Consider the following 26,168-nt stretch of genomic DNA (forward strand, 5'->3'; position numbering starts at 1 on the left):
GTCAGCGGCCCTCGGCGTCGTCCATCGCGCGGTAGATCCGCTGTTCGGAGACGGGGTACGGGGTGCCAAGCGCCTGGGCGAACACGTTCACCCGCAACTCCTCGATCATCCAACGGATCTGCCGTACGGCGGCCTCCTGTCGGCGGGCCGGCGGCAGCGCGGCGAGCAGATCGTCGTACTCCTTCTGCACCACCGCGATCCGGTCCTGCTGCTGGCGGTCCCGCTGCGGATTGCCGCCGAGGCGTTCCAGTCGGCGCTCGATGGCGGTGAGATAGCGCAGCAGGTCGGGCAGCCTGGCGTACCCGGTCTCGGTGATGAACCCGGCGTGCACCAACCCGGCGAGCTGCTTGCGGATGTCGGCGAGCGCGGCCACCACGGCGAGGTTGCGGGTGGCGCCGAGCCGCTGCTCCACGGCGTACGCGGCGGCGAGCACCCGGCGGACCCGGTCCATCACCTCGACGACGGTGTCGACCAGGTCGGCGCGGACCTTCTCCCGCAGCGCCGCGAACCCCTCGGCGTCCCAGGCCGGCCCACCGGCGTCGCCGATCAGCCGGTCGATGGCCGCGCCGGCCGCGTCCTCGATCAGCTCCTGCACACCGCCGTGCGGGTTGCGACTCAGCGCCAGCTTCGCCTCGTTGCTGAGCCGGCCCTGGAGGAACCGGGCCGGAGACGGCACGGTGAGCCGCAGCAGCCGGCGGGTGCCGGCCCAGTGCGCCGCCTCCGCCTCGGCGGGGGAGTCGAACACCTTCACCCCGACCGTCGCGCCCTCGTCGACGAGCGCCGGGTACGCGGTCACCGCGTAGCCGGCGCGCACCTGCTGGATTGTCCGCGGCAGGATGCCGATGCTCCACTCGCGCAGCCCGGTGCGGGCCACCTCCGGCGCGGCGGCCGCCACCACCTGGCGTACCTCCTGACGGAGTTGACGTTGCAGGGCCGGCAGGTCCTTGCCCTCGGCGACAGGCTTGTCGTCGTCGCCGAGGATCCGGAAGGTGACCCGCAGGTGGGCGGGCAACTTGCCCGGCTCCCAGGCGTCGCGGGGCACTGTCACCCCGGTCATCCGGCGCAGCTCACGGGTGAGCGCGTCCAACAGCGACGTCTCGCCGGGGGTGATCGCCGCCAGGACGGCCCGGGCGTAGTCCGGCACCGGGACGAAGTTGCGGCGGATCGCCTTCGGCAGCGCGCGGATCAGCGCGATCACCGTCTCCTCGCGCAGCCCCGGCACCTGCCAGTCGAAGCTCTCCGCCGGCACCTGGTTGAGCAGCGGCAGCGGGATGTCCACGGTGACGCCGTCGTCCGGCGTGCCCGGCTCGAAGCGGTAGGTCAGCGGCAGGCGCACCCCGTCGGCCTGCCACTCGTCCGGGTAGTCGTCCTCGTCCACCCCCGGCCGGCCGTCGTTGACCAACACCTCGCGGGTGAAGGTGAGCAGGTCGGGCTGCTCACGGCGGGTCTTCTTCCACCAGCTGTCGAAGTGGCGCCCGGAGGACACGTCGGCGGGGATCCGCTGGTCGTAGAAACCGAAGATGGTCTCGTCGTCGACGAGGATGTCCCGGCGTCGGGCGCGGCTCTCCAACTCCTCGATCTCGGCCAGCAGGCGCTTGTTGTCCGCCCAGAACTGGTGGTGGGTCTGCCAGTCGCCCTCGACGAGGGCGTGCCGGATGAACAGCTCCCGGCTCAGCGCCGGGTCGATCCGACCGAAGTTGACCTTGCGAGAGGTGACCAGCGGGACGCCGTACAGGGTGACCTTCTCGTAGGCCATCACCGCGGCCTGCTTCTTCTCCCAGTGCGGCTCGCTGTAGCTGCGCTTGACCAGGTGCTGCGCCAGCGGCTCGACCCACTCCGGCTCGACCCGTCCGGCGATGCGGCCCCACAGCCGGGAGGTCTCCACCAACTCGGCGGCCATCACCCAGCGCGGCGGCTTCTTGAACAACGCCGACCCGGGGAAGATCCCGAACTTCGCGCCCCGCGCCCCCAGGTACTCGTGTTTCTGGGTGTCCTTGAGCCCGATGTGCGAGAGCAGGCCGGGCAGCAGCGACTGGTGCACCTTCGGGGTGTCGATCTCCTCCGGCAGGTCCGCGCCGCCCCGGCGGCTCGCACCCCGGCCGGCGTCCGCGTCGTCGGCGGCGTCGCGCGCCGGCCGCCCACCACGCCGGTCACCGTCGGCCGGGGTACGCAGCACCTGGCGGAGTTGACTGACGATGTCCTGCCACTCGCGGATGCGCAGGTAGTTGAGGTACTCCGCCTTGCACATCCGGCGGAACGCGCTGGAGGACAGCTCCCGTTGCTGCTCGCGCAGGTAGCGCCACAGGTTGAGGTAGGCGACGAAGTCCGACTCCTTGTCGGCGAACCGGGCGTGCGCCTGGTCGGCCTGGGCCTGCTTCTCCGCCGGCCGCTCGCGCGGGTCCTGGATGGAGAGCGCGGCGGCGATCACCAACACCTCGGTGGCGCAGCCGTTGCGTTCGCCCTCGACCACCATCCGGGCCAGCCGGGGGTCGACAGGCAACTGGGCCAGTCGCCGGCCCAGCGTCGTGAGCCGCTTCGCCGGGTCCGCCTCGGTCGGGTCCAACGCGCCAAGCTCGTGCAGCAGGTTGACGCCGTCGGTGATGTTGCGCTTGTCCGGCGGGTCGATGAACGGGAACGCGGCGAGGTCGCCGAGCCCGATCGCGGTCATCTGGAGGATGACCGACGCCAGGTTGGTGCGCAGGATCTCCGGGTCGGTGAACTCGGGGCGGGACAGGAAGTCCTGCTCGTCGTAGAGGCGGATGCAGATGCCGTCCGAGGTACGGCCGCAGCGGCCCTTGCGCTGGTTGGCCGACGCCTGGGAGATCGGCTCGATCGGCAGCCGCTGCACCTTGAGTCGGCTGGAGTAGCGGGAGATGCGGGCGGTGCCCGGGTCCACCACGTACTTGATGCCGGGCACGGTCAGCGAGGTCTCCGCGACGTTGGTGGCGAGCACCACCCGGCGTGAGCTGTGCGCGGCGAAGACGCGGTGCTGCTCGGCGCTGGACAGCCGCGCGTACAGCGGCAGGATCTCGGTGCCGAGCAGGGAGCGCTTCGTCTGCACCAGTTTGGCGAGCGCGTCGGCGGTGTCCCGGATCTCCCGCTCGCCACTGAGGAAGACCAGGATGTCGCCGGGGCCCTCGGCGGCCAACTCCTCGACGGCGTCGCCGATCGCCTGGATCTGGTCGCGGACGGTCTCCTCGTCGCCGTCGCCGTCCTCCTCGCCCTCGGCGAGTTCGAGTAGCGGCCGGTAGCGCACCTCCACCGGGTAGGTGCGGCCGGAGACCTCGACCACCGGCGCGGGCACCCCCTCCGGCTCGTCGGCCGTGGGTGGCCCGGCGAAGTGCCGGGCGAACCGGTCGGTCTCGATGGTCGCCGACGTGATGATCACCTTGAGGTCGGGTCGGCGGGGCAGCAGCTCCCGCAGGTACCCGAGGATGAAGTCGATGTTGAGGCTGCGCTCGTGCGCCTCGTCGATGATCAGCGTGTCGTACTGGCGCAGCATCCGGTCGGTCTGCAACTCGGCCAGCAGGATGCCGTCGGTCATCAACTTCACCAGGCTGCGCTCGCTGACCTGGTCGGTGAAGCGCACCTTGTAGCCGACCACGTCGCCCAACTCGGTGCCCAGCTCGTCGGCGATCCGGTCGGCCACCGTGCGGGCGGCCAACCGCCGGGGCTGGGTGTGCCCGATCAGGCCGTGCACGCCGCGCCCCAGCTCCAGGCAGATCTTGGGGATCTGGGTGGTCTTGCCGGAGCCGGTCTCGCCCGCCACGATCACCACCTGGTGATCACGGATGGCGGCGGCGATGTCGTCCTTGCGCTCACTGACCGGCAGACCCACCGGGTACGTGATCACGGGGACCGCCGCCTGCCGGGCGGCGAGCCGCTGCTCGGCCCGGACCAGGTCGGCGGTGATCTCGGTCAGCGCCGCCTCCCGCCGCTGCGGGTCGCGCAGCTTGCGGGCACCGTCCAGCCGCCGCTGGAGCCGGCGCTGGTCGCGGAACATCAGAGGGGTCAGGCGGCGGTGCAGCTCGCGAACCGGGTCGGTCGCGACGGAGGCGGTTGGATTCTGCATGTCGTGCCCAAGGATAGGCAGCCCGACGGCGTACCGCCCCCGAGATATCGCGCGGCCGGTCCGTCGGGGGCCGGGCCCGGGACCTAGAGTGGGCGGCCGACGTCGAGTGCGGGGGCCGGAATGACGATGCGGGACACCGACCGGGCGCTGGTGCAGGCGGCCACCGCGGTTGCCAAGCTGCGCTGCCGCAGCCCGCGCCACACAGTCGCGTCGGCGGCCCGGACCGCCGACGGGCGGGTCTTCACGGGCGTGAACATCACGCACGCCACCGGCGGCACCTGCGCCGAGCTGGTGGTGGTCGGCACGGCCGCCACGCAGGGCGTCACCGAGGTGGAGACGATCGTCACGGTCGCCGACCGGGGCCGCGACATCAGCGAGCCGTGCGCCGACTGCCGGAAGGTGTTGGCCGACTACTTCCCGGCGCTGCGGGTGATCGTCGGCGAGGTGGACGCCCTGCGGGTGGTCGAGATCGGTGCGCTGCCCGGCTGAGTCAGTCGCCGGCCGCCGCCGCCAGCATCGACCGGGGAATCGGCACGCCCTCGTACCGCACGTTGCCCTCCGGCACCAGCCAGCTCGCCACCTGTGCGACAAGGCGGCCGGCCCGCACCGCGGGGTCGTCGGCGTAGAGCGCACGTGCCTCGTCCGGGGCGATGGAGAGCACGACGAAGCCCCGCAGCAGGTCGTTGTCGGGGTGCAGGAACGGCCCGGCGGCGAGCACCAGCCCCTGCTCGACGAGCCCCGCCTGGTGGGCCAGGTGTGCGTCCTGCAACCTGTCGATCGCGTCCTGTGGCAGCTCCGGCGGGTCCGCCGACCGGACCAGCAGGACGACCGTGTGCTGGTCGAATCGCATGCCACCACCCTAGGGTGCGGCTGGTTCGGTATGTCCCTCTTACGGGTCTGATCCGCCTACTGTCCCTCTTGTGGCGCTCCGCGAAACTCATTCTTCTTTCATCGGGGATCGGGAGCAACGGGAGGTGCGGCATGGTCACCAGACGACGGCTGCTCGCGGCTGGTGCCGCCGGCAGCGCAGCGGTACTGGGTTCGGCGGGCTGGGCGGTGCCCGGCCGGGCGGCCGCCGCGGTGGCGCCGCTGGACGCCGGGGACATCCCGAAGTACGTCACACCGCTGCGGATCCCACCGGCCATGCCGACGGTGGCGACCGACCCGGAACGCGACACGTACGAGATCGCGGTGCGACAGTTCCGCCAGCAGATCCTGCCGCCGGGGTGGCCGCGCACCACCGTGTGGGGTTACGGCTCCACCGCCCACCCCGGCAGCTTCGGTTACCCCGCGCCCACCATCGTGGCGCGGGTGGGGCGACCGGTTCGGGTCACCTGGTTGAACCAGCTCGTCGACGACCGGGGCGACTACCTGCCGCACCTGTTGCCGGTGGACCCCACCCTGCACTGGGCCAATCCGGCCGGCGGCGTCGAGGGCCGCGACCGCCACGGGCAGTGGGACGGCAGCTCACAGGGGTATCGCGGGCCCGTGCCCCAGGTGGTGCATCTGCACGGCGCGCACAGCACCCAGGACAGCGATGGGCACTCCGAGGCGTGGTACCTGCCGGCGGCTCGCGACCTGCCGCCCGACTTCGCCGTGGCCGGCAGCGGGTACCGCGAGTTCCGCTCCCGCTTCGCCGAACGCTGCGGCCTGCGCTGGGCGCCGGGTTCGGCCACCTTCGAGTACGCCAACGACCAGCGGCCCTGCACCCTCTGGTACCACGACCACACGCTGGGGCTGACCCGGGAGAACGTCTACGCCGGGCCGGCCGGGTTCTACCTGCTCGGCGGCGACGACCTGCCGGACGGGGTGCTGCCCGGCCCGACGCCGACCCGCGACGATCCGCCCCACGCCGCATACCACGACATTCCGCTGATGATCCAGGATCGCAGTTTCACCGCCGACGGCGAGCTGCGCTACCCGCGGCGGTACTCCGGTGGCGGCGACGGGCCGCCGGCCTGGATACCCGGGTACTCCGCCTCCACCATGGTCGTCAACGGTCGTACCTGGCCCACTCTCACCGTGCGGCGCCGGCGCTACCGGTTCCGGTTGCTCAACGGTTGCAACAGCCGGTTCCTGCTGCTCAGCGTGGTCGCCAACGCCACCGCGCGGCCGGCCCGCCCGGTGCTCCCGGTCTGGCAGATCGGCAGCGACGGCGGCTTCCTGCCCGAGCCGGTGCCGCACGAGCGCGTGCTGCTCGGCCCCGCCCAGCGGGTCGACGCGATAGTCGACTTCACCGACGTACCGGCCGGCACCGAGCTGTACCTCGTCAACGAGGGCCCCGACGGGATGTACGGCGGTGGCCGACCGGGCGTGGACTTCGCGCCGGCCGACCCGCACACCACCGGGCAGGTGCTGCGCTTCGTGGTCACCGACGCGACCGAGGCCGACCCGAGCGTGCCACCGGAGCAGCTGCGGCTGCCGTCGCCGCCGCGGCTCGGAACGGCCCAGCGGGTACGCCGGCTGTCGCTCAACGAGCGGATGTCCGGCGGCTCGATGATCATGCTGCTCGGCCTCCTCGACGAGCGGGGCCGGGGTCTGCCGCTGCGCTGGAGCGACCCGGTGACCGAGCAACCGATCCTCGGCGACACCGAGGAGTGGGAGGTGCGCAACTTCACCCGGCACGTGCACCCGGTCCACCTGCACCAGGTCCAGTTCGAGCTGCTCGGGCGCGGGCACTCGGGCCGGCTGCGGCCCGACCCGGGGGAACGCGGCCGGATGGACACGGTGCTCGCGTACCCGTGGGAGGTGACCCGGATCAGGGCGCGCTTCGACCTGCCCGGTCGATACGCCTGGCACTGTCACCTGTTGGAGCACGAGGACAACGAGATGATGCGACCGCTGCACGTGCTGCCGCACGGGGGTGCGGCGACCGGGGACGGTGGTTCGTTGGGCGGGTCAGTCTCGCCGCTGGGCGGGCCGGAGGTGCCCTCGGCGGCATCGACCGACGCCGGTTAGGTCACTTTCCGCAGGTCGGCTAAGGTTAGGCGAACCTAAGCCCGATCGTGCAGGGAGATTCGTGACCGCGCTCGCCAGCCGGCCAACCCAGGTCCGCAGCCGGCCCGGCACCCGCGCCCGCCGGCGGGTGGCCGTCACCGTCGGGGCCGCCCTGGTGTTGCTGCTGGCCGTGCTGGCCAGTCTCGCGCTCGGCAGCCGGCACCTCGGCGTCGACCAGGTCTGGCACGCCCTCGTCGCACCGGACGACGGCGAGGCCAGCACCATCGTGCGCGAGCTGCGCATGCCCCGTACCGCGCTCGGCCTCGCCGTCGGTCTCGCGCTCGCCGTGGCCGGGGTGTTGTTCCAGGCGCTCACCCGCAACCCGCTCGCCGAGCCGCGCATCCTCGGCATCAGCGCGGGCGCGTCGTTCGGCGTGGTGCTCGCCATCTCCGTCTTCGGCGTCGGCACACTCGCCGGGTACGTCTGGTTCGGCATCGGCGGCGCGCTGATCGCCGGCCTCCTGGTCTTCGCCATCGCCACCCGGGCCCGCGAGGGCGCCAGCCCGGTCACCCTCGCGCTTGTCGGCGCGGCGCTCGACGCCAGCCTGGCCTCCGGGGTGTACGCGCTGCTCAGCATCGACGCCCGCACCTTCGAGGAGTACCGGTTCTGGGTGGTCGGCGGGCTCGCCGGCCGCGACCTGTCGGTCACCGCGCAGGTGTTGCCCTTCGTCCTCGTCGGTCTGCTGCTGGCCGTCCTGGTGGCCCGCGGCCTGGACGCGCTGGCCCTCGGCGACGACGTGGCCCGCGGCCTCGGCCACCGCATCGGCCTGGTCCGACTCGGCGGTGGCCTCGCCGCGGTGCTGCTGACCGGCGCGGCGGTGGCCGCGGCCGGACCTGTCGCCTTCGTCGGGCTGGCCGTGCCGCACCTGGCCCGCGCCCTGGTCGGCGCGGACCACCGCTGGACCCTCGCCGTCTCCGCCCTGCTCGGCCCGGCGCTGCTGCTCGGCGCCGACGTCGTCGGCCGGCTCGTCGCCCCACCCGGCGAGATACCGGCCGGGATCATCACCGCCCTGATCGGCGCACCGCTGCTGGCCGTCCTGGTCCGCCGCGCCCGGGTGGTGACCGCATGACCACCGCGCGCCCCTCCAACCCGTCCAGCCCTTCCGCCTCGGCTGGCACGTCCAGCCCTTCCGCCTCGGCTGGCACGTCCAGCCCTTCCGGCGCGGCTGGCACGTCCGGCCCGGCTGGTGCTGCTGGCCTGCCCCGCCTGGCTGGCCCGGGCGGCCCGGCTGGTGCGTCGGGCGTCGCCGCACCCGGTGTTGGTGGTGCCCGGGTGGCCGGGCGGTCGCTGCTGCGGCTCGGCCCGGTCAGCCTGTTGATCCGCCGCCGCGCGGTGCTGGTGGCCGCCGTGCTGACCGTGCTGCTGCTGGCGGCCGTCGTGCTGAGCCTGTCGCTGGGCACCCCGTACGTCGCCCCGGCCGACGTGCTGCGCGCGCTCTCCGGGGCCGGCACCCCGTACGACCTGGTTGTTCTGGATCTTCGACTGCCGCGGGTGGTGCTGGCGGCGGTGGCCGGCGCGGCGTTCGGCGTGGCCGGCACGCTGATCCAGAGCGTGGCCCGCAACCCGCTGGCCAGCCCGGACGTCATCGGCATCACCCAGGGCGCCGGCCTCGCCGCGACAGTTGCCCTGACCAGTGGGATGGCGGCGGTGCTGGTGGCGCCCACCGCGCTTGTCGGCGGGCTGCTCGCGGCGGTGCTGTTGTTCGCCCTGGGTGCCCGGCACGGGTTGGCCGCGCAGCGGTTCGTGCTCGCCGGTGTGGCGGTGGCGTTCGCCTTCCGGGCCCTGACCGAGGTGGTCATGCTCACCGCCGACCCGATCGACGGGCTGCGCGCCCAGATCTGGCTGATCGGCACCCTCGCCGGCAAGGGCTGGACCGAGGCCGCCTGGATCGCCGGCGCCCTGCTGGTGCTGCTGCCGGTGCTGGCCTGGGCCGGCTGGGCGCTGAACAGCACCGCCCTGGACGACGACACCGCGCGGGGCGTCGGGCTGCGCCCGGTGGCTCGCCGGATCGGCCTGGCCGGCACCGGGGTGCTCGTCGCCGCGATGGTCACCGCCCAGGTCGGCGCCGTCGACTTCGTCGCGCTTGTCGCCCCCCAGGTGGCCCGGCGGCTGGTCCGTGCCGAACGGCCACCGCTGGTCTGCGCGGCGCTGCTCGGCGCGTTGCTGCTGGTGTTGGCCGACCTGGCCGGCCGGCGACTGTTCGCACCCACGCAGTTGCCCGCCGGTGTGTTGACCGCGGCGATCGGCGGCCCGTACCTGATCTTCCTGCTGCTGCGCGGCCGGCGGCGGTCGTCGTGACCCCCTCAAGGAGTCGTGTGATGCTCTCCACCCGCGACCTGGTCGTCGGTTACGACGAGCGGACCGTGCTCGACGGCCTCGACCTGGACCTGCCGACCGACGCGTTCACCGTGATCGTCGGCCCGAACGCCTGCGGCAAGTCCACCCTGCTGCGCACGATGGCCCGGCTGCTGAACCCGCGCCGGGGCACGGTGCTGCTGGACGGCACCGCGATCCGCGACCTGCCGACCCGGGAGGTGGCCCGCCGCCTCGGCGTCCTGCCGCAGAGCCCACTGGTGCCCGAGGGCGTCACAGTGGCGGACCTGGTCGGCCGTGGCCGGCAGCCCTACCAGCGTTGGTGGCGGCAGTGGTCGGCGGAGGACGGCGCGGCGGTCGACGAGGCGATGACCCTGGCCGACGTGACCGACCTGGCGGACCGGCCGGTGGACAGCCTTTCCGGTGGCCAGCGGCAGCGGGTGTGGATCGCGATGACGCTCGCCCAGGACACCGACGCCCTGCTGCTGGACGAGCCGACCACCTTCCTCGACCTGGCCCACCAGGTGGAGGTGCTGGACCTCCTGCACCGGTTGCGCGTCGAGCGGGGCCGCACCGTCGTCGCCGTGCTGCACGACCTCAACCAGGCCGCCCGCTACGCCGACCACCTGGTCGCGATGCGCGCCGGTGCCGTGGTGGCGGCCGGACCGCCCCGGGAGATCCTCACCGCCGACCTGGTCCGCGACGTCTTCGGGCTGGCCTGCGTCGTCGTGCCCTGCCCGGTGACCGGCGCGCCGCTGGTGGTGCCCGCGTACTCGGGGGGCACCTCCACCCCGGCCCAGCCGTCCACCGACACGTCCGCTCCGGCGGGAACGTCCCGCGGCGCGGACAACCCCGTCGTCGGGCCACGCCGGGCGTCCCGTTCCGGGCCGCGCACCATGCCTGTCGACGCGGACGACCCCGATTCGTCGACGGCGTCCGTACCGGACGCCTGACCCGCCACCACCGGCGGCGCGGCCACCCCGCCCGTCGGCACGTACCCCTCGAAAGGACTCTGATGCGTCGTCTCGTCGCCGCTCTCGCCGCGGCCGCCGCCCTCGGCGTCGGACTCACCGCCTGCGGTGAGAGCGACCCGGTCGCCGGCTCCACCGCCGGGGAGACCCGGGAGATCACCCACGCCATGGGCACCACCAAGGTCCCGGCCGAGCCCAAGCGCGTCGTCGTGCTCGACACCGACAAGATCGACACGGCGCTCTCGTTGGGCGTCACCCCGGTCGGCGCCGCCACCGCCGGTGAGGCCAAGAGCTGGCCCACGTACTTCGGCGCGGACAAGCTGGCCAGCATCAAGACGGTCGGCGTGCTCGCCGAGCCCGACCTGGAGGCGATCAACGCGCTGAAGCCCGACCTCATCCTCGGCAGCAAGTTCCGCCAGGAAAAGTTCTACGACGAGCTGGCCGCCATCGCGCCGACCGTCTTCACCGACAAGGTGGGCATCACCTGGAAGGACAACTTCCTCCTCGACGGCAAGGCGCTCGGCCGCGAGCAGCAGGCCAAGGACCTGCTCGCCACCTACGAGAAGCGGGCCAAGGACTTCGGCGCGACCCTCGGTGACGCCGCCGCCCGCAAGGTGTCGATCGTGCGGTTCCTACCCGGCAACATCCGGGTGTACGGCCCGGACTCGTTCTCCGGCATCGTCCTCGGTGACACCGGCCTGGGCCGCCCCGAGCGGCAACTGCTCGCCAACAAGGAGGACAAGCGCTTCGACCTGGTCAGCCCCGAGCGGGTCAACGAGGTCGACGGCGACGTCATCTTCGTGACCGCCTACGGCGACAAGGCCGCAGCCGAGCAGAGCAAGGTCACCGGCGGGACCCTCTGGAAGGGCCTCAACGCCGTCAAGGCCGGCAAGGCGTACCCCGTCTCCGACGAGGTCTGGATGACCGGCATCGGCGTCGGCGCCGCCAACAAGATCCTCGACGACCTGGCCAAGTACCTCCCCGCCGCCTGACCCCGCGCCCCCGCGCCCCGTGCCCCGTGCATGATCGTGCTTGATCCAGGAAGTAGTGGCCTCCTTCTACGGGAGGCCACTACTTCCATGTTCGAGCGCGATCATTGTCAACGGGGGGAGCACGAGCGGGCCCGCAGGGCGGCGCGGACCTCGGCGACGAACCCGTCGAAGTCGTCCCGGAGGCGCTTGGCGGTGACATGGAGCACGATCCAGCCGCAGCCGAGCAGGCGGTTGAGGCGTTGGCGGTCCCGATGGAACTGCTCGGGGTCGTCGTGCCAGAGCCCGTCGTACTCCACCGCGACCTTGAACTGCGGCCAGGCCAGGTCCAGTCGGGCCACGAACCGGCCCTTATCGGCCACGACCCACTGCGTCTCCGGCCTGGGTAGGCCGGCGAGCACCAGCCGTACCCGTGTGCGTGACTCCTGAGGGGACTCCGCGCCAGCGTCGGCCAGGTCAACCGCGCGTAGCAACGATCGCCAGCCGCGTCGACCGGCCCTGCTCAGCGCGTACTCGCGGAGGGTTGGCACGTCGGTGAGCCGCCTGGCCAGCATGCTGTCCAGGACGACCACCGTCTCGACCACGTCGAGCCACTGGGCGAGATCCCAGCAGGTCCGCGCCGGACTGGTCACCCTGAGCCCTGCCCTGTCCAGCGCATCGCCGGGGTCGAACTTTCCATGGTGGATCCGCAGGCCGGCGCTCGGCCCGATCCGGGCCGCTCGGGGAACCAGCACATCCACTGGCTCGCTTGCGGTGGGCACCGGGCAGCCGTACAGCGCTGCCGCGGAGCGACCCGCGATGGCCGCTCCCGGTGGGATCAGCCAACGTCCGACAGCGGTGCACCTGACTCTGTGCGTGACCTGGAGACTGGCATCGGCATAGACATCCCGGAAAAGTGGCCGCCACGCCGAGCTGCGCAGGTCGTTTCGGCTCAGCAGGCCGCGCGAGACGGCGATCGAGCCGCGGAAGACCCGACCACGCAGCTGGGGCGGGCGTCGAGGAGCTTTCGGCATGGGCTCCAGGCTGGCCGATCAGCCTCGCGCCATGCTGCCCCTGTGGATAACCACCGATGGTCCTCCCGCGCCCGGGCACACCGTTATCCCCATGATCGCGCTCGAACATGGATGTAGTGGCCTCCCGAGAAGGTGAGGCCACTACATCCTGGATCGAGCATGATCTTGCGGGGCCGCCCTCCGGCCCCGCCGGCGGGGGTGGGGGGGTTAGGCGGCGGTGGACCAGATGGCGCGGAAGGCGGCTGCTTCGCCGGACAGCCATCGCTCGATCTGGTCGGGCTTGGCGTCGGTGGGCATGTGGTGGGCTTGGCCGCGACGGACGTCGACCAGGACCGGCTCGGCGTGCGGGAGCACCGCGTCCATGTGGCGGGCCATCAGGTGCAGGGTGGCGAGCACCGACTCCTCACTCGGTGGAGTCTCGTCGAAGTGCAGGCGGATGGCTTCGGCGCGACCGTCGGAGTGGCGTACCCCGAAGTGGGGGTTGATCTTGACGGGTAGGTCACCCAGCATGGCCAGGGCGTCGCGGGTCTGGGCGAGGTCGACGGCGGCCGGCTCGCCGAGGGAGTGCAGCCAGGTCGTGGCGCCGGGAACGAGCGCCTGGTAGAGCGGGCGCCACCGTGGCTTGACCACATCGACCACCCCGGTCAGGTGCGTGCCGCCGGTGTGGAAGGCGATGTCGGCCTTGAGCGCCTTGACGAACTGGCCGTGCGGGTTGAAGCCGGACCGGCTCGCGCGCTGCTTGCGCAGCCCTCCGACGAAGGTCGCCTTGGTGGGGCCGGTGCGGTCGACGTAGCGGGTGAAGCCGAGCAGGGTGGCGTAGGGGGTGAGGGGGGTGGAGGCGGGCGCGGTCATGGGCGTCCTCCCAGGTCAGGAACCCGATTAGTACATACATTCTAATCGACACCCCTGACATCGCCCAGCGAATCTGGGCGCCGGAAGTTTGTCGCTTCTGCGCGAATCCTGCGAGTGTCCGGAGCTGCGGCGGGAGCCGGTTCGAGGTCGGCTACCGGGACGAGGGCGGCGCCGAGCAGCGGATCGGGCTGGCGGACGCGTGGTGGATGGTTCTTGGTTGAGATGGCGCTCGCCGAGGTCGAGCAGGACGCGCTCGCCGCCCCGGCCGACGACGTTCTGCCCCGGCGACCCAAGCCCGTGCGTCTTCACCGGCCCGCTGAGGCGTTCACCCCGAGGGGATCGACCACGACCAGCTCGCCGGCACGGGTGATCGGCCTGCTCATCGGCCGTACTGATCACGGTCTGGATCCCGCACGGGTCGCCGGTCAGCCGCGTGTGTCGAGCGGAACGTGCAGCGAGAGGTGCGAGGACAGGGCGCGGAGGAAATCCGGGGCGTCGAAGACCGCGCCCGCGGAGGCGACGCCGGTGGTCCTGGTCCGGCCGGTGAGGATGCGGTCGACGGCCTCCACCGCGAGCGGCGCGCTGATGGCGTAGATGTCCTGACCGGCGGCGGCCACACGGCGTTCCGTGCCGCCGGAGCGAACAAGGACGTCGACGACGAAGGTTTGCGCGGAGCGGCCGCGCTCGTCAACGGCGGTCGGTGCCGAGGCGTCAGGTGCGGACAGGTCCGCAGCCGCCTTGGCGGTCATATAGGTGCGCACCTCGGGGACGGCCAGGTGGCTGGGAATGGTGACGATGTCGGCCATGGTGAACTCTCCGATGACGCTCTGGGGGCCGAGCGGAGCCGGGAAGGGCCACTCCAGGGTCGGCAGAGCGTCGTCGTGGTACTCCAAGTGGCCGCCGGTGTAGCGGACGCGGCGGCCACCCCGTCGCTGCCCCGACACCGCGCCCGCGACACGCGTCCCGGCGGTGGGGTGCCAACTGCTCAGGCCGTAGGCGATGTGCGCCTCGTCCGCCGCCGTCCAGTCGCCCATCGCGGTGGTGACCAACAGGTCGCCGAGGCCGCCGTAGAAGGCCATCGCCGGGACCACCACGGTGCCCGCGGCGCGGGCGCGCTGCGCGAAGTGCGCGAACGTGTCGAGGTTCGCCTCGATCTCGGCCGCCACGTCGACATACGGGATGCCGGCGCGCAGTGCCGCCTCGACCAGCGGGGCGGCGGTGGTGGCGAAGGGCCCGGCGCAGTTGATCACGGCGGCCGCGCCGTTCAGTGCGCGGTCGAGCGAGGCTGGATCGTCAACCGACGCCTGCCGCGCCTCGAGCCCCGGTTGGGCCCGTACCAGCGCCAGCAGTTTGTCCTGGTCGCGACCGAGGAGCAGCGGGACGTATCCGCGCTCGCGCAACTCCGCGACCACGAACCGCCCGGTGTGCCCGTAGGCGCCGAACACCGCCACGTTCCGACCTGATCCCATGTTTGCTCCCCGTGCTCGAACGGATCCACTGCGGAGATCTTGTCCCCTTTGGCCCATTGGCACCAGTGTCCGGAACGACACGACCCGTACAATTCCCGACATGACATCTGTCCCGCGCTCCGTCGCGGTCGCCGCTACCGACGGGATGCTGCACTTCGAGCTGGCCCTGGCCTACGAGGTCTTCGGTTCCGCCCCGGCCGCCCTGCCGGACCCCTGGTACGACGTCAGGGTGTGCGGCACGCACGCCGTCCGGGTCGGCCGGTTCCTGCTGGAGCCGGACTGCGGGCTCGACCGGATGGCGCACGCCGGCACCGTGATCGTCCCCGCCCTGGCGGACGTCAACGAGGACCCGCCGGCCGACCTGGTCGAGGCGGTGCGCGCGGCCCACGAGTCGGGCGCGCGGGTTGTCTCCCTGTGCACGGGCGTGTTCGTGCTCGCCGCCGCAGGTCTGCTGGACGGGCTGCGCGCGACCACGCACTGGGCCCACACCGATGAACTGGCCGCGCGCTATCCCCGGATAGAGGTCGACCCGGACGTGCTCTATGTCGACAACGGCAGCGTGCTCACGTCCGCGGGCAAGGCCGCAGCGATGGACCTGTGCCTGCATCTGGTCCGCCGCGACCACGGCTCGGTGATCGCCAACGTGGTCGCCCGCCGCCTGGTCGTGCCGCCCCACCGGGCCGGTGGCCAGGCGCAGTTCGTCACCACACCGGTGCCCGCCCAGGACGGCCATCCCCTGGCTGAACTGCTCCCCTGGGTGATGCGGCGGCTGGACCAGCCGCTCACCGTCGAGGACCTGGCCCGCCAGGCGAGCATGAGCTCGCGCCACCTGGCCCGCCACTTCCACTCGGTAGCCGGCACCACCCCGCTGCAGTGGCTGCTGACGCAGCGGATCCGCCGCGCGCAGGAGCTGTTGGAGACCACGGACGACAGCGTCGACACCATCGCCGCGGCCGCGGGCATGGGCACGGCGACGACACTGCGCCGCCACTTCCACCGCACGGTGGGCGTACCGCCGGACGCCTACCGCCGCACATTCCGGGGGTGAGGCACGGTCCGCGCTTCTGCGGGCCGCGCCCTGCGAACGGCGGCGGACGCCCCATGTTCGGCGCCTTGATCATCCGCAACCTTGAGCCGGACGCGACAGTTGTCTCTTGGAGGTCCCTCGCAGGGTCAGCCGGCGGCGACCGGATCCCGCACCGTGACGCCGGTCAGGTCGTCGACGGCCCAGTCGGCGTCCAGCGCTTCCAACGCCTCCCTGGCGAAGGTGGTGGCCACCGCGATGACCCGCATGCCCGCCGCGCGACCCGACTCGATGCCCGCCGGGCTGTCCTCGATCACGACGCAGTCCGCCGGCGGGCAGCCCAGGCGCGCCGCCGCCATCAGGTAGCCGTCCGGGGCCGGCTTACCGTGGGCGGTGTCGTCGGCGGTGACCAGCACCCGGGGGACCGGCAGTCCCAGGTGGCGGAGCCGGATCTCGGCCAGTCGGTGCCACGCCGAGGTCACCACCGCCCACCGGCGCGGGGGCAGCGCCGCCAACAGCCGCGCTGCCCCGGCGACCGGCCGGAGGCCGTCGGTGTCCTGTTCCTCGCGCCGGACCAGGTCCGCCACCTCCGCCGCCAGGTCGAGGTGGGGAGCCATCAACCGGACGGTGTCGGCCAACTGGAGACCGTGGGATACGCGCAGCAGCTCGTCGACATCCAGGCCGTGCCGCCGGCACCAGCCGCGCCACTTGCGCTCCACGCAGACCTGGGAGTCGACAAGGGTGCCGTCCATGTCCAGCAACAGGGCGCCGCAGGCGATGGTCACCGTCCGGCCGGCCGTGGTGATCGTGAGCTGCATCGTCGTACCGATCCGGCGGTCAGCGCTCGGCGCCGACGAACCGCTGACCCATTCCCCGGGTCTGCACCAGTTCGGGGTACGCCCGGCTCGGGTCGCCGTACGTGTTGCCGGCGCGGTCCTTGCCCCGGGCCAGGAAGATCTGGTGCTTGTGCCCCACCCCCTCGTGGTTGAACCGGACGCTCGTGCTGATGTAGCGCATGGTGAACCCGCACCGCCGCAGTGCGCTGCGGTTGACCTCGCTGCTGTGGACGAGGGCCCCGGAGTGGATGCTGAACTGGTTGGGCCGTAGCTGCACCGGGACGGCCCGGCTGGCGTCGACGCGACTCTGGTCCAGCTCCTCGTCGAAGACGCTGGTCTCGTCCGTCACACGCCGGTAGCTGTCCGTGCCGTCGACGTGGCTGCCGGGGATGACCTTCATGCAGCCGTTCTCCAGCGTGGACGGGTCGATCGCCAACCAGATCGTCATGGCCTGGCCGGCTGGTTCGATCATCTCTCGCCAGAAGTAGCCGTCGGTGTGCCACGGGACGCTCTTGCCGTCGCCCGCCGGCTTGCAGAAGAAGTGCGACGTGAACAGGGCGATGTCCGGCCCCACCACACTCTCGACCACGTCGAGCACGTCCGGGTCGAGCAACCACCGGAACAGTTCCGGGTCGGTGAAGTGTGGAACGTCCATGTCCTCGGGCCGCTCTCCCTCGGGCAGGGCGGCGAGCTTGCGCTCGAAGTGGTTCTTCAGGCCGAGAAAGGTGTCCGGCTTGAGCAGTCCGTCGCCGATGACGTATCCGTCGGTGCGGTACGCCGCCACCTGTTCCGGGTCGAGCCCTCGCTTGCTGGTGCTCATCGCGTTGCCATCCTCTCTGACGCCAGCATCGACGCCGTCGTCGTCACCTCCCGGTCTGGGAGGAAGTCGTCGCGCACCCGTCGGTGCGCCCGTTCCCCGATCTCCTGGCGATCCGTCGCGTCACTCAGGGCGGCGGCGACGATCTTGCCCAGGCCCCGCAGGTCCGCCGGATCGGTCAGCAGGAAACCGTCGACCCCGTCGGTGATCTGCGCTCGGATGCCGCCCACGGCGCTGCCCACCACCACCCGCGACTTCCACATGGCCTCCGCCACGGTCAGGCCGAAGCCCTCGGCGAGGCTCTTCTGTACGACCACGTCGGACGCCCGCTGAACCGCATTGACAAGCAGCGCGTTCTCCGTCGGGTCGGCCATGGGGAGGCAGATCAGACTCACCCGTCGCCGCTGTGCCGGTGACAGTTTCCGCCAGTGGTCGAGGCAGTCCGCGTACCAGAAACCCTGCTCGACGTCGTCGGCGATCGCCGCGGGATCCGGGCCGACCAGGGCGAGATGCCCGACCGGTACGTGGTCGGTGACCGCGGTGAGGACGCCGGCCATGTCCTTCAGCCGGTCCCATCGGGACACCTGGGTGATCAGCGGTTCGCCGAGCTGGTGGCCGCCGTCGGAGATCACGCTCGGCGTGGACTGGAGTCGGACGTCTCCCGCCGCGGTCTCCAGCAGCAGCGGCGACCTCGGCGGTGCGCCGGCCGGGTCGAGACCGCACTGCGCCAGGCAGGCGCGGACGGTGTCGGCCGCCAGGTCGACGTTTTTGGCGTCGAACGGGGAGATGAACGGCGGTTGGATCAGTACGGTCCGGTCGCGCAGCCGGGCCGGGACGTGCTCGGCGACCGAGAAGATCAGCGAGTCGACCTCGTCCAGCAGCCCGGTCAGGAAATCCCACCCGCGCTCGGAGGCGTCGGTGGGCTCGTCCACGCCGACGTGGCAGCGCCAGTGCACCGACGCGACCCGGCCCGCCAGTGACGGGACCAGGCCGGCGGTCTGGTGGTCGTGCAGGATCACCACGTCGCGACTGTCGACCTTCTGAACGAGGCGGTCGGCGGCGGGCTTGAGGGCACGCAGGTACGCCTCACACTCGGCCGGACCGAGCGGACCCCCGTCGCCGTCGCTGCCGTAGAGGGCCACACCGAGCCGTTTGGTGATCCGGAAGAACGCGTCGTCTCCGCTGACCACCGCCCACTGGGACCGCACGCCCAGCTCGTCGTAGAGGGGCAGTAACGTCCGCAGCATCTCGGCCACCCCACCGCCGGTCGGGGTGGAGTTGACGTGCCAGAGCGTGCCGCCGTTGAGCCGGTCCTGGATCTCCGCGGCGGCTCGCCGGAGCCGGTCGGCCCGCTGCGCGCCGATGAGTCGTTCGAGTGAGGCGAGCACCGGCCTCGACCGGACTGGGTTGATCGTCAACATCGGGCCACCTCCTTTCGGCTACGCGGTCGGCTGGGCCGCTTGGGCCGCCTGCCCGACGCGTTGCTTGAGCAGGCCGACCAGCATGTGGTTGACCGAGAGCATCAGGTCCTCGAAGTGGAAGTTGTTGTCGTTGCGCCCGGTCTGGCCGGGGAACCGGGAGGTGCCGGGCACGACGAGGCACACGTCGGCCAGTTCCCGGCAGCGACCGCCGTCGCCCTTGGTCATCGCGAAGGTGCGCGCGCCGGCCTTCGTCGCGGCCTGCAGGGCCCGCACCACGTTGGGGGAGTTGCCACTTCCGCTGTACGCCATGACCAGGTCGCGCTCGGTGGCGAACGGTTCGAGCGAGGCGGAGAACATGTTGTCCGGGCCGAGGTCGTTGACCAGTCCACTGAGCTCCGCCGAGGACCCGCACAGGTTGACGAAGGTGAGCCGTCGCACCGACGCCGACACCGGCCGGCTCTTGTCCTCGGAGACGAACGGGTGGTGCTTGAAGTCGCAGTAGGCGTGGTCGAGGGTGCCGGCGTTGCCGCCGTTGCCCATCGCGTACACCGTGCCGCCCTCGTCGTAGGTGCGGAACAGCATCTCCGCGGCGGCCACCACGGCGTCGACCGGGAACTGGTCGATGATGGCGCGCTTCTCCGCCAGGTAGAGCTGGATGTCGTCGACGGTGCTCATACCCGCGCCCCCATGTGCTCGACCTCGATGCGACCGTTGCCGCGGTTGGTGTCGTCCGCCCAACGGATCACGTCGTCCAGTTCCGGGGTGGAGACCTCGACGGACGTGTAGTCCGACTCGGCGATCACCCGGTGCAGCACGTTCGCCGCCGACGACCAGCCCGACCTGCGGGCGTGCACCGCGCGTGGCAGGGCGTCGGTGTCGATGACGGCGTCGGTGTCCCCGGGCGCCAGCGTGCCGTTGAGGACGGTCGCCTGCCCGTCGACGACGTAGTTGGTCTCCACCTTCTGCTGGTGCGACTGCAACGACGACTGGTGCCCGGCGGTCATGTGGATCTGCTTCAGGGCGTACGGGATGTCGCCGAGGTTGTTGGTGTACCAGACCTCGTGCCCCCACGGCTTGTCGACGCGGTAGGAGTCGACGTCGCGGCAGTGGGCCGCCGTGTTCGGGGAGACCGGGACGTCCCAGGACTCGTGCACGGGGCCGGTGGTGGCGCCGGCCTCCACCACCACGGCCGGCTCCACGCCGACCTGGGCGAAGCGGTAGGTGGTGCCCGGCTCCGCGTGCCAGCCCCGTAGGTAGCCGTACTCGCGGTGACCGCTGCCGTCGGCGTGCCGTGACTCGACGCGGACCCGGCCGCCGATCACGATGAAGCTGCGGTGGTCCTCGGGGTGGCACCGGTACGGGGAGCTGGCACCGAGGACCAGCTCGTGTTCGACGAACAGGTAGGGGGCTTGGGGGAGGTCGTGGGCGAGATTCTTCGGCGGGCCGAATCGCGTCATCGCTGGCTGTCTCCGATCTCGGGGGAGTTGGTGGTCGCGGCTCGGATCCGGCTGGCCACACCGGGGGCGTCGAGTTCGTAGCGTTCGTAGAGTTCCTCCGGGGAACCGGCCTGCCCGTAGTCGTCGACTCCCCAGGCGTCGAACCGGACGTGCCGGTCGAGGCCCAGCACGATCCGTCCGACCTCGTCGATGAGGCCGCCGCGGATGAAGTGGTCCTCGAAGACGAGGACGTGCCGGTGCTGTTTCAGCAGGTCGGTGGTGGCGGACACGTCCAGGGGGAGGGACGAGGCGTTCACCACGGTGGGCCTCGGGCCGGTCGGGGCGAGCAGTTCGACGGCGTCGAGCACCACCGGCACCATGCCGCCCATCGTCACGACGGCGACGTCCGTACCCTGGCGGACGACGTCCGGGTGGCCGGAGCGGAACCGGTAGTCCTGGTCGTGCACCTCGCGTTGGGGCTGCCGGCACAGCCGCAGGTAGATGGGCCGGTCATGGGTCACCGCGTAGGCCACCATGGCGCGCGTCTCCACGCCGTCGGCCGGTTGCAGCACCTCCACGTTCGGGAGGCTGCGCATCAGGGCCAGGTCGCGCAGCCCCATCTGGGTGGGGCCGTCCTTGCCGATGGCGAGCCCCGCGTGCGTGCCCACCAGGACGACACCGGCGTTGTTCAGACCCACCGACTGGAAGATCTCCAGGAACTTGCCGGTCAGGAAGTGACCGAAGCTGGCGACGAAGGGTCGGTACCCCTCCTGGGCCAGGCCGGCCGCGACGCCGATGCCGTTGGCCTCGGCGATGCCGATCTCGAAGAACCGGTCGGGGAAGGTCTTCTTGAACTGGGTGGTCTTGGTCGCCGAGGCGAGGTCGCAGTTGACGACCAGGACGTTCTCGTGGTCCGCGGCGACGTCCACCAACGCGTCCCCGAACCAGTCGCGCGTCGCCTTCACACGCTCACCCGCCCCAGGTAGCCGATGGCGTCCTCGTACACCTCCGGGGTCATGGTGCCGCTGTGTGAGCCGTTGAGCAGGATCTGTCCGGGGCCGAGGTAGCCCTTGCGGGTGTGCGCGATGATCACGGACGGCTGCATCCAGTTGTCCCGCGCGTTGGCGACGGCGTCCCGGATCGCCAGGTGGGAGTGGCCGTTGACCTCCTGGACGTGCCAATGGAACGACCGCAGCTTCTCCGGGAGGGGGTGCAGCGGCATGATCTCTTCGAGCGTCCCGTCGTTCTGGCTCCGGTTGTGGTCGACGATCAGCACCACGTTGCCCAGGCCCCGGGCCCCGGCGTACATGATGGCCTCCCACATCTGCCCCTCCTGCAATTCGCCGTCACCGACGAGGCAGTACACAAAGGAGCTGTCGCCCCGCAGGCGTCGCGCCTGGGCGCGTCCGATGCCGACCGACAGGCCCTGGCCGAGCGCGCCGGTGCTCACGGCAACGAGATCCAGCCGGGTGCGGTCGGGGTGTCCCTGGAGTCGGCTGTCGATCCGGCGCAGCGTGCCGATTTCGGCGGTGTCGAGGTCACCGGCGACCATCAGAGCCGCGTACCAGGTCGGTGCGGCGTGGCCCTTGGAGAGGATGAAGACGTCGTTGCCGGCGGTGTCCATCTGGTCGAACTTCAGCACGCTGACCAGGTCCGCGCAGGAGAGTGACGATCCCACGTGGCCGGAGCCGGCGAGGTGGATCATCTTGAGCAGATGTGCCCGTACGTCGTTGGACAACTGCGCGAGTCGGGAGAGTCGATACGGCAGTTCGAATTCATCGTCCACGAGGTTCGGGTGCCGGTCCGGTGGTAGCGCGTCGAGATACGTCATGCTGGCAGTCAACAGATTCCGCCCTTCGAAACGAAGTGAGGAAAGGTCAGCGGACCTCCCCGATGTTCGGATTGCGGGCAGCATTCAACGCGCTTTTCTGTTGCTAGAAAAGTGTCGCCAGAATGCGTGCCGAATTGGCTGCGCGAATGGCGCGCAGCCCTGTTGGTCGCATCTCTTCTGTGCGATTTGTCAGGCGGTCGTGGCGCCTGCCCAGACGTTAGGCGGAGGCGAATCAGCGCCTCGTGGTGCGAAACTTAATGACACCCCCGGGCATAGATATTATTGAGTGTCGTCCTGTCACGAGATTTCCACAGAGCGGCATAGGCGTCAAGCGCTCGGTCACAGAAACATCCCCCGATCGGCTATTTTCTCTTTAAACAGTGATCCGCGTCACACTGGCGTTCGCGCAATTCCCACGAATCCCTGGGATGTCCTTCAAGGGATACAGCGACGTCATTTTCTGGAAACACGGGCAATGCTATCGAGATCACTTCACGCGGCTATGCCGATGATGTTCGGCAAGCGCCAAGAATGGTGTCGGCCCGCTTTGCCGCGGCCGGACCGGCGTCCTGTTCGCACAAGCCACCGACATGCTCAGCGGCGGCCCTGGTGATCAGTCCAGCGCCACCACGGCGTGCGGCTCGTAGCACCCCTCGAGCTGGTCGACCTCGTCCGCCGACAACTCGACGTCGAGGGCGCCCAATGCCTCGTCGAGCTGCCGCACGTCCGTCACGCCGATGACCGGGGCGCTCACCACGGGCTGCCGCAGCAGCCAGGCCAGCGCGATCTGCGCCCGAGGTGTCCCTCGGCCCCGGGCGACATCACCGAGTCGGGCCGCGACCGCCCGGTCCGAATCCTCGGTCCGGGCGTACAGGCTGTGCCCGAAGGCGTCATCAGCCGTACGTCGGGTGCTCGTGGTCCAGTCGCGGGCCAGCTTGCCGCGGGCCAACGGACTCCACGGCAGAGTGCCGATCCCCCGGGCCCGGCAGAGGGGGAGCATCTCCCGCTCCTCCTCGCGGTAGATCAGGTTGTGGTAGTTCTGCATGCTGACGAACCGGGACCAGCCGTGCTGCTCGGCGACCTGCAACGCGGTGGCGAACTGCCACGCGTACATCGAGGACGCGCCGAGATAGCGGACCTTGCCGGCCCGTACGACGTCGTGCAGGGTCTCCAACGTCTCCTCGATCGGAGTGGCCGGATCCCAGCGGTGGATCTGGTACAGGTCCACATAGTCGGTGCGGAGCCGGCGCAGGCTGTTGTCCAGCTCGGCGAGTATCGCTTTGCGCGACAGCCCCCGCTGGTTGGGCCCCGGCCCCATCGGGCCGAAGACCTTCGTGGCGATGACCACGTCGTCGCGTCGCGCGTACTCGCCGAGGGCGCGGCCGAGGATCTCCTCGCTGGAGCCGTCGGAGTAGACGTTGGCGGTGTCGAAGAAGGTGATGCCGCTGTCGAGCGCGTGGCGGATCACCTGCCGGCTCTCCGACTCGGGCAGCGTCCACGAGTCGGCCCCACGGTGTGGTTCGCCGAAGCTCATCCCACCAAGGCAGAGCTGGGAGATGGTGAGCCCCGTCGAGCCGAGCCGCGCGTACCGCATCGCCGAACCTCCTGTCACCGTGCCCGGGGACCGCGTCGTGCGGGCGGCCGGGTCACCGGACCGCCCGTGGCAGCGCGCCCAGCACCAGCGCGGCGCCCACCGCCATGATCGCGAAGACCATCACCATTCCGAACGCGTCGGTCAGTGGCCCCACCACGATCGGCGCCGAGATGGCGCCGACCCGGGACAGCGCCGAGACCATGGACGCCGTTCGGGCCGGGGGAATACCGTGCCGCACGCTGAGCTGGTCGGCCGAGCCGAAGAGCAGGGGGAAGGCCGGCCCGGCCCCGAAGCCCGCCATGGCGACCGCCGCCAGCGCCCACCACACCGGCGCGCCGACGAGTGTGCACACCAGACCGATGCCCACGGCCGTCATCATGGTGGCGCCGCTGGTCGCCGCGACCCTCGCCTGGCCGACCCGGGACACCGCCGCGTCCAACAGCAGGCGGGAGGCCAGCAGGCCGGCGCCGAAGAGCACCGGCGCCGCGGCCGCCACCTGCGGTGTCGCATCGAACCCGCGGCTCAACAGGAGCCCGGTCCACTCCTGCCCCGGGCTCTCCACATAGCTGGCGGCCACCGCCGCGAGCCCCAACACCGGCAGCACGTACCGCAGCCGAGCAAGGGAACGCGTCGGTCGCGCCGGGCCGTCGCCCGTCGAGGCTGGCGTGGACGGGCTGTCGCCCGTCGAGGCTGGCGTGGACGGGCTGTCGCCCGTCGGGGCCGGCTCGGACGGGCCGTCGACCGGCGGGGTCGGCCCGGGCGGGCCCTCGGCCACCATCCCCTTGCGGCCGAAGGCGATCGCGAGCTGGGCGACCAGCGCCACCGTGGCGGCGATGCCGACGTGCAGGGCCACCGGCACCCGGAGCCCGGCGGCGACCGTGCCGAGCACGCCCGCACCGGCCAGGGAGAGCGACCAGGTGGCGTGCATGCGGCCCATCAGGGTCGTGGCGCGGTGCTGCTGCACCCGGACCGCGAAGGCGTTCATCACCACGTCGTGCGCGCCGTCGAGGATGCCCAGCAGTAGCAGCGTCCCGCCCAACAGGATCAACTGCGGCGCCCACGCCACACCGACGGCCAGCAGCGCGTAACCCGCCCCGGCGAGCAGCGTGGCCGACCGTTCGCCGACGGCGCGGGCGAGCAGGGGGGCGACCAGCGAACCGAGCAGCCCACCGATCGCCGCCGCGAAGAGCACCACACCGAACTGGGTCTCGCTGGCGGACACCCGGTCCGCGATCTCGGGAAAGCGGGTGAGCAGGCTGCCGTAAAGTGCGCCGTTGACCGCGAAAGCGACCGCCGGCACGCGCCAGTCGCTGCTGGTGCGGCCGTCGAGGCCGTCCGCGACATCGACGCTCACATGGCTAACTTATACGTATCAGAGGGCCGGCACAACGCAGGGAGGTTCTCCAGTGCCCAGCGACCCACCCCCACGGATGCGAGACGTCGCGCGAGCGCTCGGTGTCAGTCAGGCTACGGTGAGCAACGCCTTCAACCGGCCTGACCAGCTCAGCCGCGAGCTGCGCGACCGGATCCTGATCGCGGCACGGGACCTCGGCTACCCCGGCCCCGACCCGATCGCCAACACGTTCCGTCGAGGTCGGACCGGCGCGATCGGGCTGATCATCCACGAGCCCCTCCAGTACCTCTTCGAGGACCCCGCCGCCCGCCTGACCATGGCCGGCGTCGCCCGGGTCTGCGGCGAGCACGGCTCGTCACTGGTGCTGGTGCCCCGCGCCGAGCCGGGCCTGCCGGACGTCGTCCCCACCGCGCTCGTGGACGGGTTCGTCGCCTTCTGCGACCCGCTGGAGCCCGAGCGACGGGAGCTGCTGCGCGCCCGAAGGCTGCCGGTCGTCGGGCTCGACGCCCCCGTGACGCCGGGGGAGCCGTACGTCGGCATCGACGACCGGGCCGCGGCCCGCGCGGCGGCGGCCCACCTGATCGCCCTCGGCCACCGCCGGATCGGCGTGATCAGCTTCGCGCTGGCCCGCGACTCGGAGACCACTGTGGTGCCCGCCGGGCTCGACGCGCCCACCGGGTACGTCGCCAACCGGGCCCGACTGGACGGCTACCGGGACGCGCTCGGACCCGCCCTCGACGACGGCGGCCGAATCGTCGTCGTAGCGGCGCGCGGGGTCGAGGAGGCGGACGGTGCCGCCGCCGCGGTGCCCCTGCTCGACCACGCCGAGCCACCCACGGCCATCCTGGCGATGAGTGACCGGCTGGCGCTCGGCGTCATCGCCGAAGCCGCCCGTCGCGGCATCGACGTTCCCGGCGACCTCTCCGTCGTCGGCTTCGACGACGTGCCGGCGGCGTCTTCGGCCGACCCGGCCCTGACCACCGTGCGGCAACCGCACGCCCGCAAGGGCGCGGAGGCGGTCCGGATGCTCCTGCGGCCGGCATCCACCCGTCAGGCCCTGATCCTGCCGACCGAGGTCGTCGTCCGTGCCTCGACGGCGCCTCCCCGGACGTAGACCGGTCGTCGCCCGGTGCTACGTCCCGGGCCGGTCCGCCCCCGACGGTCCGTCGGGGGCGGACA

General features: G+C 71.6%; 22 protein-coding genes. 8 read left to right on the forward strand and 14 right to left on the reverse strand.

The features are described from left to right. Position 1: 1 nt before the first annotated feature. Positions 2-4,072 (reverse strand): ATP-dependent RNA helicase HrpA, encoded by a 4,071-nt coding sequence (gene hrpA, locus ACGFIW_RS05635; RefSeq protein WP_393311093.1) that lies wholly within the window; start codon positions 4,070-4,072, stop codon positions 2-4. 120 nt (positions 4,073-4,192) lie between these two features. Here hrpA and ACGFIW_RS05640 point away from each other — a divergent pair, with 120 nt between their 5' ends. Then, positions 4,193-4,561: a cytidine deaminase gene (locus tag ACGFIW_RS05640; protein ID WP_393311094.1), complete on the forward strand. Its 369-nt coding sequence runs from the start codon at positions 4,193-4,195 to the stop codon at positions 4,559-4,561. A 1-nt stretch (position 4,562) separates the two neighbouring features. On the opposite strand, the gene ACGFIW_RS05645 is transcribed toward ACGFIW_RS05640, so the two are convergent. Continuing rightward, a complete protein-coding gene (locus ACGFIW_RS05645) occupies positions 4,563-4,922 on the reverse strand; it encodes a YciI family protein (protein ID WP_393311095.1) in 360 nt (119 codons plus the stop codon). Between the two features lie 131 nt (positions 4,923-5,053). Between ACGFIW_RS05645 and ACGFIW_RS05650 the strand changes: the two genes are divergently transcribed. The 5 genes from ACGFIW_RS05650 (at position 5,054) to ACGFIW_RS05670 (ending at position 11,345) form a co-directional block, all read left to right on the forward strand. Next, complete coding sequence (locus ACGFIW_RS05650; protein ID WP_393311096.1) at positions 5,054-7,030, forward strand: multicopper oxidase family protein; 1,977 nt, start codon at positions 5,054-5,056, stop codon at positions 7,028-7,030. A gap of 61 nt (positions 7,031-7,091) precedes the next feature. Further along, entirely contained in the window at positions 7,092-8,138 is a 1,047-nt protein-coding gene (locus tag ACGFIW_RS05655; protein WP_393311097.1) for a FecCD family ABC transporter permease, read from the forward strand. Beyond that, positions 8,135-9,367, forward strand: coding sequence for a FecCD family ABC transporter permease (locus tag ACGFIW_RS05660; RefSeq protein ID WP_393311098.1), 1,233 nt, complete (start codon positions 8,135-8,137; stop codon positions 9,365-9,367). The genes ACGFIW_RS05655 and ACGFIW_RS05660 overlap by 4 nt, the downstream gene beginning before the upstream one ends. A 20-nt stretch (positions 9,368-9,387) precedes the next feature. Further along, on the forward strand, positions 9,388-10,335 hold the full coding sequence (locus tag ACGFIW_RS05665) for an ABC transporter ATP-binding protein (RefSeq protein ID WP_393311099.1): 948 nt from the start codon (positions 9,388-9,390) through the stop codon (positions 10,333-10,335). A gap of 62 nt (positions 10,336-10,397) precedes the next feature. Beyond that, positions 10,398-11,345, forward strand: coding sequence for an ABC transporter substrate-binding protein (locus ACGFIW_RS05670; RefSeq protein ID WP_393311100.1), 948 nt, complete (start codon positions 10,398-10,400; stop codon positions 11,343-11,345). A 107-nt stretch (positions 11,346-11,452) separates the two neighbouring features. Here the strand turns inward: ACGFIW_RS05670 and ACGFIW_RS05675 are convergent, their stop codons facing one another. The 3 genes from ACGFIW_RS05675 to ACGFIW_RS05685 form a co-directional block, all read right to left on the reverse strand. Then, positions 11,453-12,103 (reverse strand): endonuclease domain-containing protein, encoded by a 651-nt coding sequence (locus tag ACGFIW_RS05675; protein ID WP_393311101.1) that lies wholly within the window; start codon positions 12,101-12,103, stop codon positions 11,453-11,455. Positions 12,104-12,562: 459 nt separating this feature from the next. Next, positions 12,563-13,207, reverse strand: coding sequence for a hypothetical protein (locus ACGFIW_RS05680; RefSeq protein ID WP_393311102.1), 645 nt, complete (start codon positions 13,205-13,207; stop codon positions 12,563-12,565). Positions 13,208-13,632: 425 nt separating this feature from the next. Next, entirely contained in the window at positions 13,633-14,676 is a 1,044-nt protein-coding gene (locus tag ACGFIW_RS05685; protein ID WP_393311103.1) for a saccharopine dehydrogenase family protein, read from the reverse strand. 100 nt (positions 14,677-14,776) lie between these two features. Here ACGFIW_RS05685 and ACGFIW_RS05690 point away from each other — a divergent pair, with 100 nt between their 5' ends. Then, positions 14,777-15,724, forward strand: coding sequence for a helix-turn-helix domain-containing protein (locus ACGFIW_RS05690; RefSeq protein WP_393311104.1), 948 nt, complete (start codon positions 14,777-14,779; stop codon positions 15,722-15,724). Between the two features lie 125 nt (positions 15,725-15,849). On the opposite strand, the gene ACGFIW_RS05695 is transcribed toward ACGFIW_RS05690, so the two are convergent. The 9 genes from ACGFIW_RS05695 to ACGFIW_RS05735 all read right to left on the reverse strand — a co-directional run bounded on the left by ACGFIW_RS05695 (position 15,850) and on the right by ACGFIW_RS05735 (position 24,989). Then, positions 15,850-16,518, reverse strand: coding sequence for an HAD-IA family hydrolase (locus tag ACGFIW_RS05695; protein ID WP_393311105.1), 669 nt, complete (start codon positions 16,516-16,518; stop codon positions 15,850-15,852). A gap of 19 nt (positions 16,519-16,537) precedes the next feature. Next, positions 16,538-17,356, reverse strand: coding sequence for a phytanoyl-CoA dioxygenase family protein (locus ACGFIW_RS05700; RefSeq protein ID WP_393311106.1), 819 nt, complete (start codon positions 17,354-17,356; stop codon positions 16,538-16,540). After that, a complete protein-coding gene (locus tag ACGFIW_RS05705; RefSeq protein WP_393311107.1) occupies positions 17,353-18,774 on the reverse strand; it encodes a glycosyltransferase in 1,422 nt (473 codons plus the stop codon). The genes ACGFIW_RS05700 and ACGFIW_RS05705 overlap by 4 nt, the downstream gene beginning before the upstream one ends. A gap of 18 nt (positions 18,775-18,792) precedes the next feature. Further along, a complete protein-coding gene (locus ACGFIW_RS05710) occupies positions 18,793-19,449 on the reverse strand; it encodes an SIS domain-containing protein (RefSeq protein ID WP_393311108.1) in 657 nt (218 codons plus the stop codon). Beyond that, complete coding sequence (locus ACGFIW_RS05715; protein WP_393311109.1) at positions 19,446-20,231, reverse strand: hypothetical protein; 786 nt, start codon at positions 20,229-20,231, stop codon at positions 19,446-19,448. The genes ACGFIW_RS05710 and ACGFIW_RS05715 overlap by 4 nt, the downstream gene beginning before the upstream one ends. Beyond that, a complete protein-coding gene (locus ACGFIW_RS05720; protein WP_393311110.1) occupies positions 20,228-21,175 on the reverse strand; it encodes a transketolase family protein in 948 nt (315 codons plus the stop codon). The genes ACGFIW_RS05715 and ACGFIW_RS05720 overlap by 4 nt, the downstream gene beginning before the upstream one ends. Further along, positions 21,172-22,041, reverse strand: coding sequence for a transketolase (locus ACGFIW_RS05725; protein ID WP_393311111.1), 870 nt, complete (start codon positions 22,039-22,041; stop codon positions 21,172-21,174). The genes ACGFIW_RS05720 and ACGFIW_RS05725 overlap by 4 nt, the downstream gene beginning before the upstream one ends. A gap of 613 nt (positions 22,042-22,654) precedes the next feature. Further along, complete coding sequence (locus ACGFIW_RS05730; RefSeq protein ID WP_393311112.1) at positions 22,655-23,635, reverse strand: aldo/keto reductase; 981 nt, start codon at positions 23,633-23,635, stop codon at positions 22,655-22,657. Positions 23,636-23,687: 52 nt separating this feature from the next. After that, the gene (locus ACGFIW_RS05735) at positions 23,688-24,989 is read right to left on the reverse strand and encodes an MFS transporter (RefSeq protein ID WP_393311113.1); all 1,302 of its coding nucleotides are present in this window, start codon (positions 24,987-24,989) and stop codon (positions 23,688-23,690) included. 76 nt (positions 24,990-25,065) lie between these two features. Here ACGFIW_RS05735 and ACGFIW_RS05740 point away from each other — a divergent pair, with 76 nt between their 5' ends. After that, complete coding sequence (locus ACGFIW_RS05740) at positions 25,066-26,103, forward strand: LacI family DNA-binding transcriptional regulator (RefSeq protein ID WP_393311114.1); 1,038 nt, start codon at positions 25,066-25,068, stop codon at positions 26,101-26,103. The last annotated feature ends 65 nt before the right edge of the window (positions 26,104-26,168 follow it).

Origin of the sequence: Micromonospora sp. NPDC048935, from assembly GCF_043197875.1 — a bacterium.
GTDB lineage: Bacteria > Actinomycetota > Actinomycetes > Mycobacteriales > Micromonosporaceae > Micromonospora.

Excerpts from the sequence above, each read along its gene's own strand:
- hrpA (WP_393311093.1), bottom strand. The coding sequence starts at position 4,072 with ATGCAGAATCCAACCGCCTCCGTCGCGACCGACCCGGTTCGCGAGCTG.
- ACGFIW_RS05640 (WP_393311094.1), top strand. The coding sequence starts at position 4,193 with ATGACGATGCGGGACACCGACCGGGCGCTGGTGCAGGCGGCCACCGCG.
- ACGFIW_RS05645 (WP_393311095.1), bottom strand. The coding sequence starts at position 4,922 with ATGCGATTCGACCAGCACACGGTCGTCCTGCTGGTCCGGTCGGCGGAC.
- ACGFIW_RS05650 (WP_393311096.1), top strand. The coding sequence starts at position 5,054 with ATGGTCACCAGACGACGGCTGCTCGCGGCTGGTGCCGCCGGCAGCGCA.
- ACGFIW_RS05660 (WP_393311098.1), top strand. The coding sequence starts at position 8,135 with ATGACCACCGCGCGCCCCTCCAACCCGTCCAGCCCTTCCGCCTCGGCT.
- ACGFIW_RS05665 (WP_393311099.1), top strand. The coding sequence starts at position 9,388 with ATGCTCTCCACCCGCGACCTGGTCGTCGGTTACGACGAGCGGACCGTG.
- ACGFIW_RS05670 (WP_393311100.1), top strand. The coding sequence starts at position 10,398 with ATGCGTCGTCTCGTCGCCGCTCTCGCCGCGGCCGCCGCCCTCGGCGTC.
- ACGFIW_RS05680 (WP_393311102.1), bottom strand. The coding sequence starts at position 13,207 with ATGACCGCGCCCGCCTCCACCCCCCTCACCCCCTACGCCACCCTGCTC.
- ACGFIW_RS05685 (WP_393311103.1), bottom strand. The coding sequence starts at position 14,676 with ATGGGATCAGGTCGGAACGTGGCGGTGTTCGGCGCCTACGGGCACACC.
- ACGFIW_RS05690 (WP_393311104.1), top strand. The coding sequence starts at position 14,777 with ATGACATCTGTCCCGCGCTCCGTCGCGGTCGCCGCTACCGACGGGATG.
- ACGFIW_RS05695 (WP_393311105.1), bottom strand. The coding sequence starts at position 16,518 with ATGCAGCTCACGATCACCACGGCCGGCCGGACGGTGACCATCGCCTGC.
- ACGFIW_RS05700 (WP_393311106.1), bottom strand. The coding sequence starts at position 17,356 with ATGAGCACCAGCAAGCGAGGGCTCGACCCGGAACAGGTGGCGGCGTAC.
- ACGFIW_RS05705 (WP_393311107.1), bottom strand. The coding sequence starts at position 18,774 with ATGTTGACGATCAACCCAGTCCGGTCGAGGCCGGTGCTCGCCTCACTC.
- ACGFIW_RS05710 (WP_393311108.1), bottom strand. The coding sequence starts at position 19,449 with ATGAGCACCGTCGACGACATCCAGCTCTACCTGGCGGAGAAGCGCGCC.
- ACGFIW_RS05715 (WP_393311109.1), bottom strand. The coding sequence starts at position 20,231 with ATGACGCGATTCGGCCCGCCGAAGAATCTCGCCCACGACCTCCCCCAA.
- ACGFIW_RS05725 (WP_393311111.1), bottom strand. The coding sequence starts at position 22,041 with ATGACGTATCTCGACGCGCTACCACCGGACCGGCACCCGAACCTCGTG.
- ACGFIW_RS05730 (WP_393311112.1), bottom strand. The coding sequence starts at position 23,635 with ATGCGGTACGCGCGGCTCGGCTCGACGGGGCTCACCATCTCCCAGCTC.
- ACGFIW_RS05740 (WP_393311114.1), top strand. The coding sequence starts at position 25,066 with ATGCGAGACGTCGCGCGAGCGCTCGGTGTCAGTCAGGCTACGGTGAGC.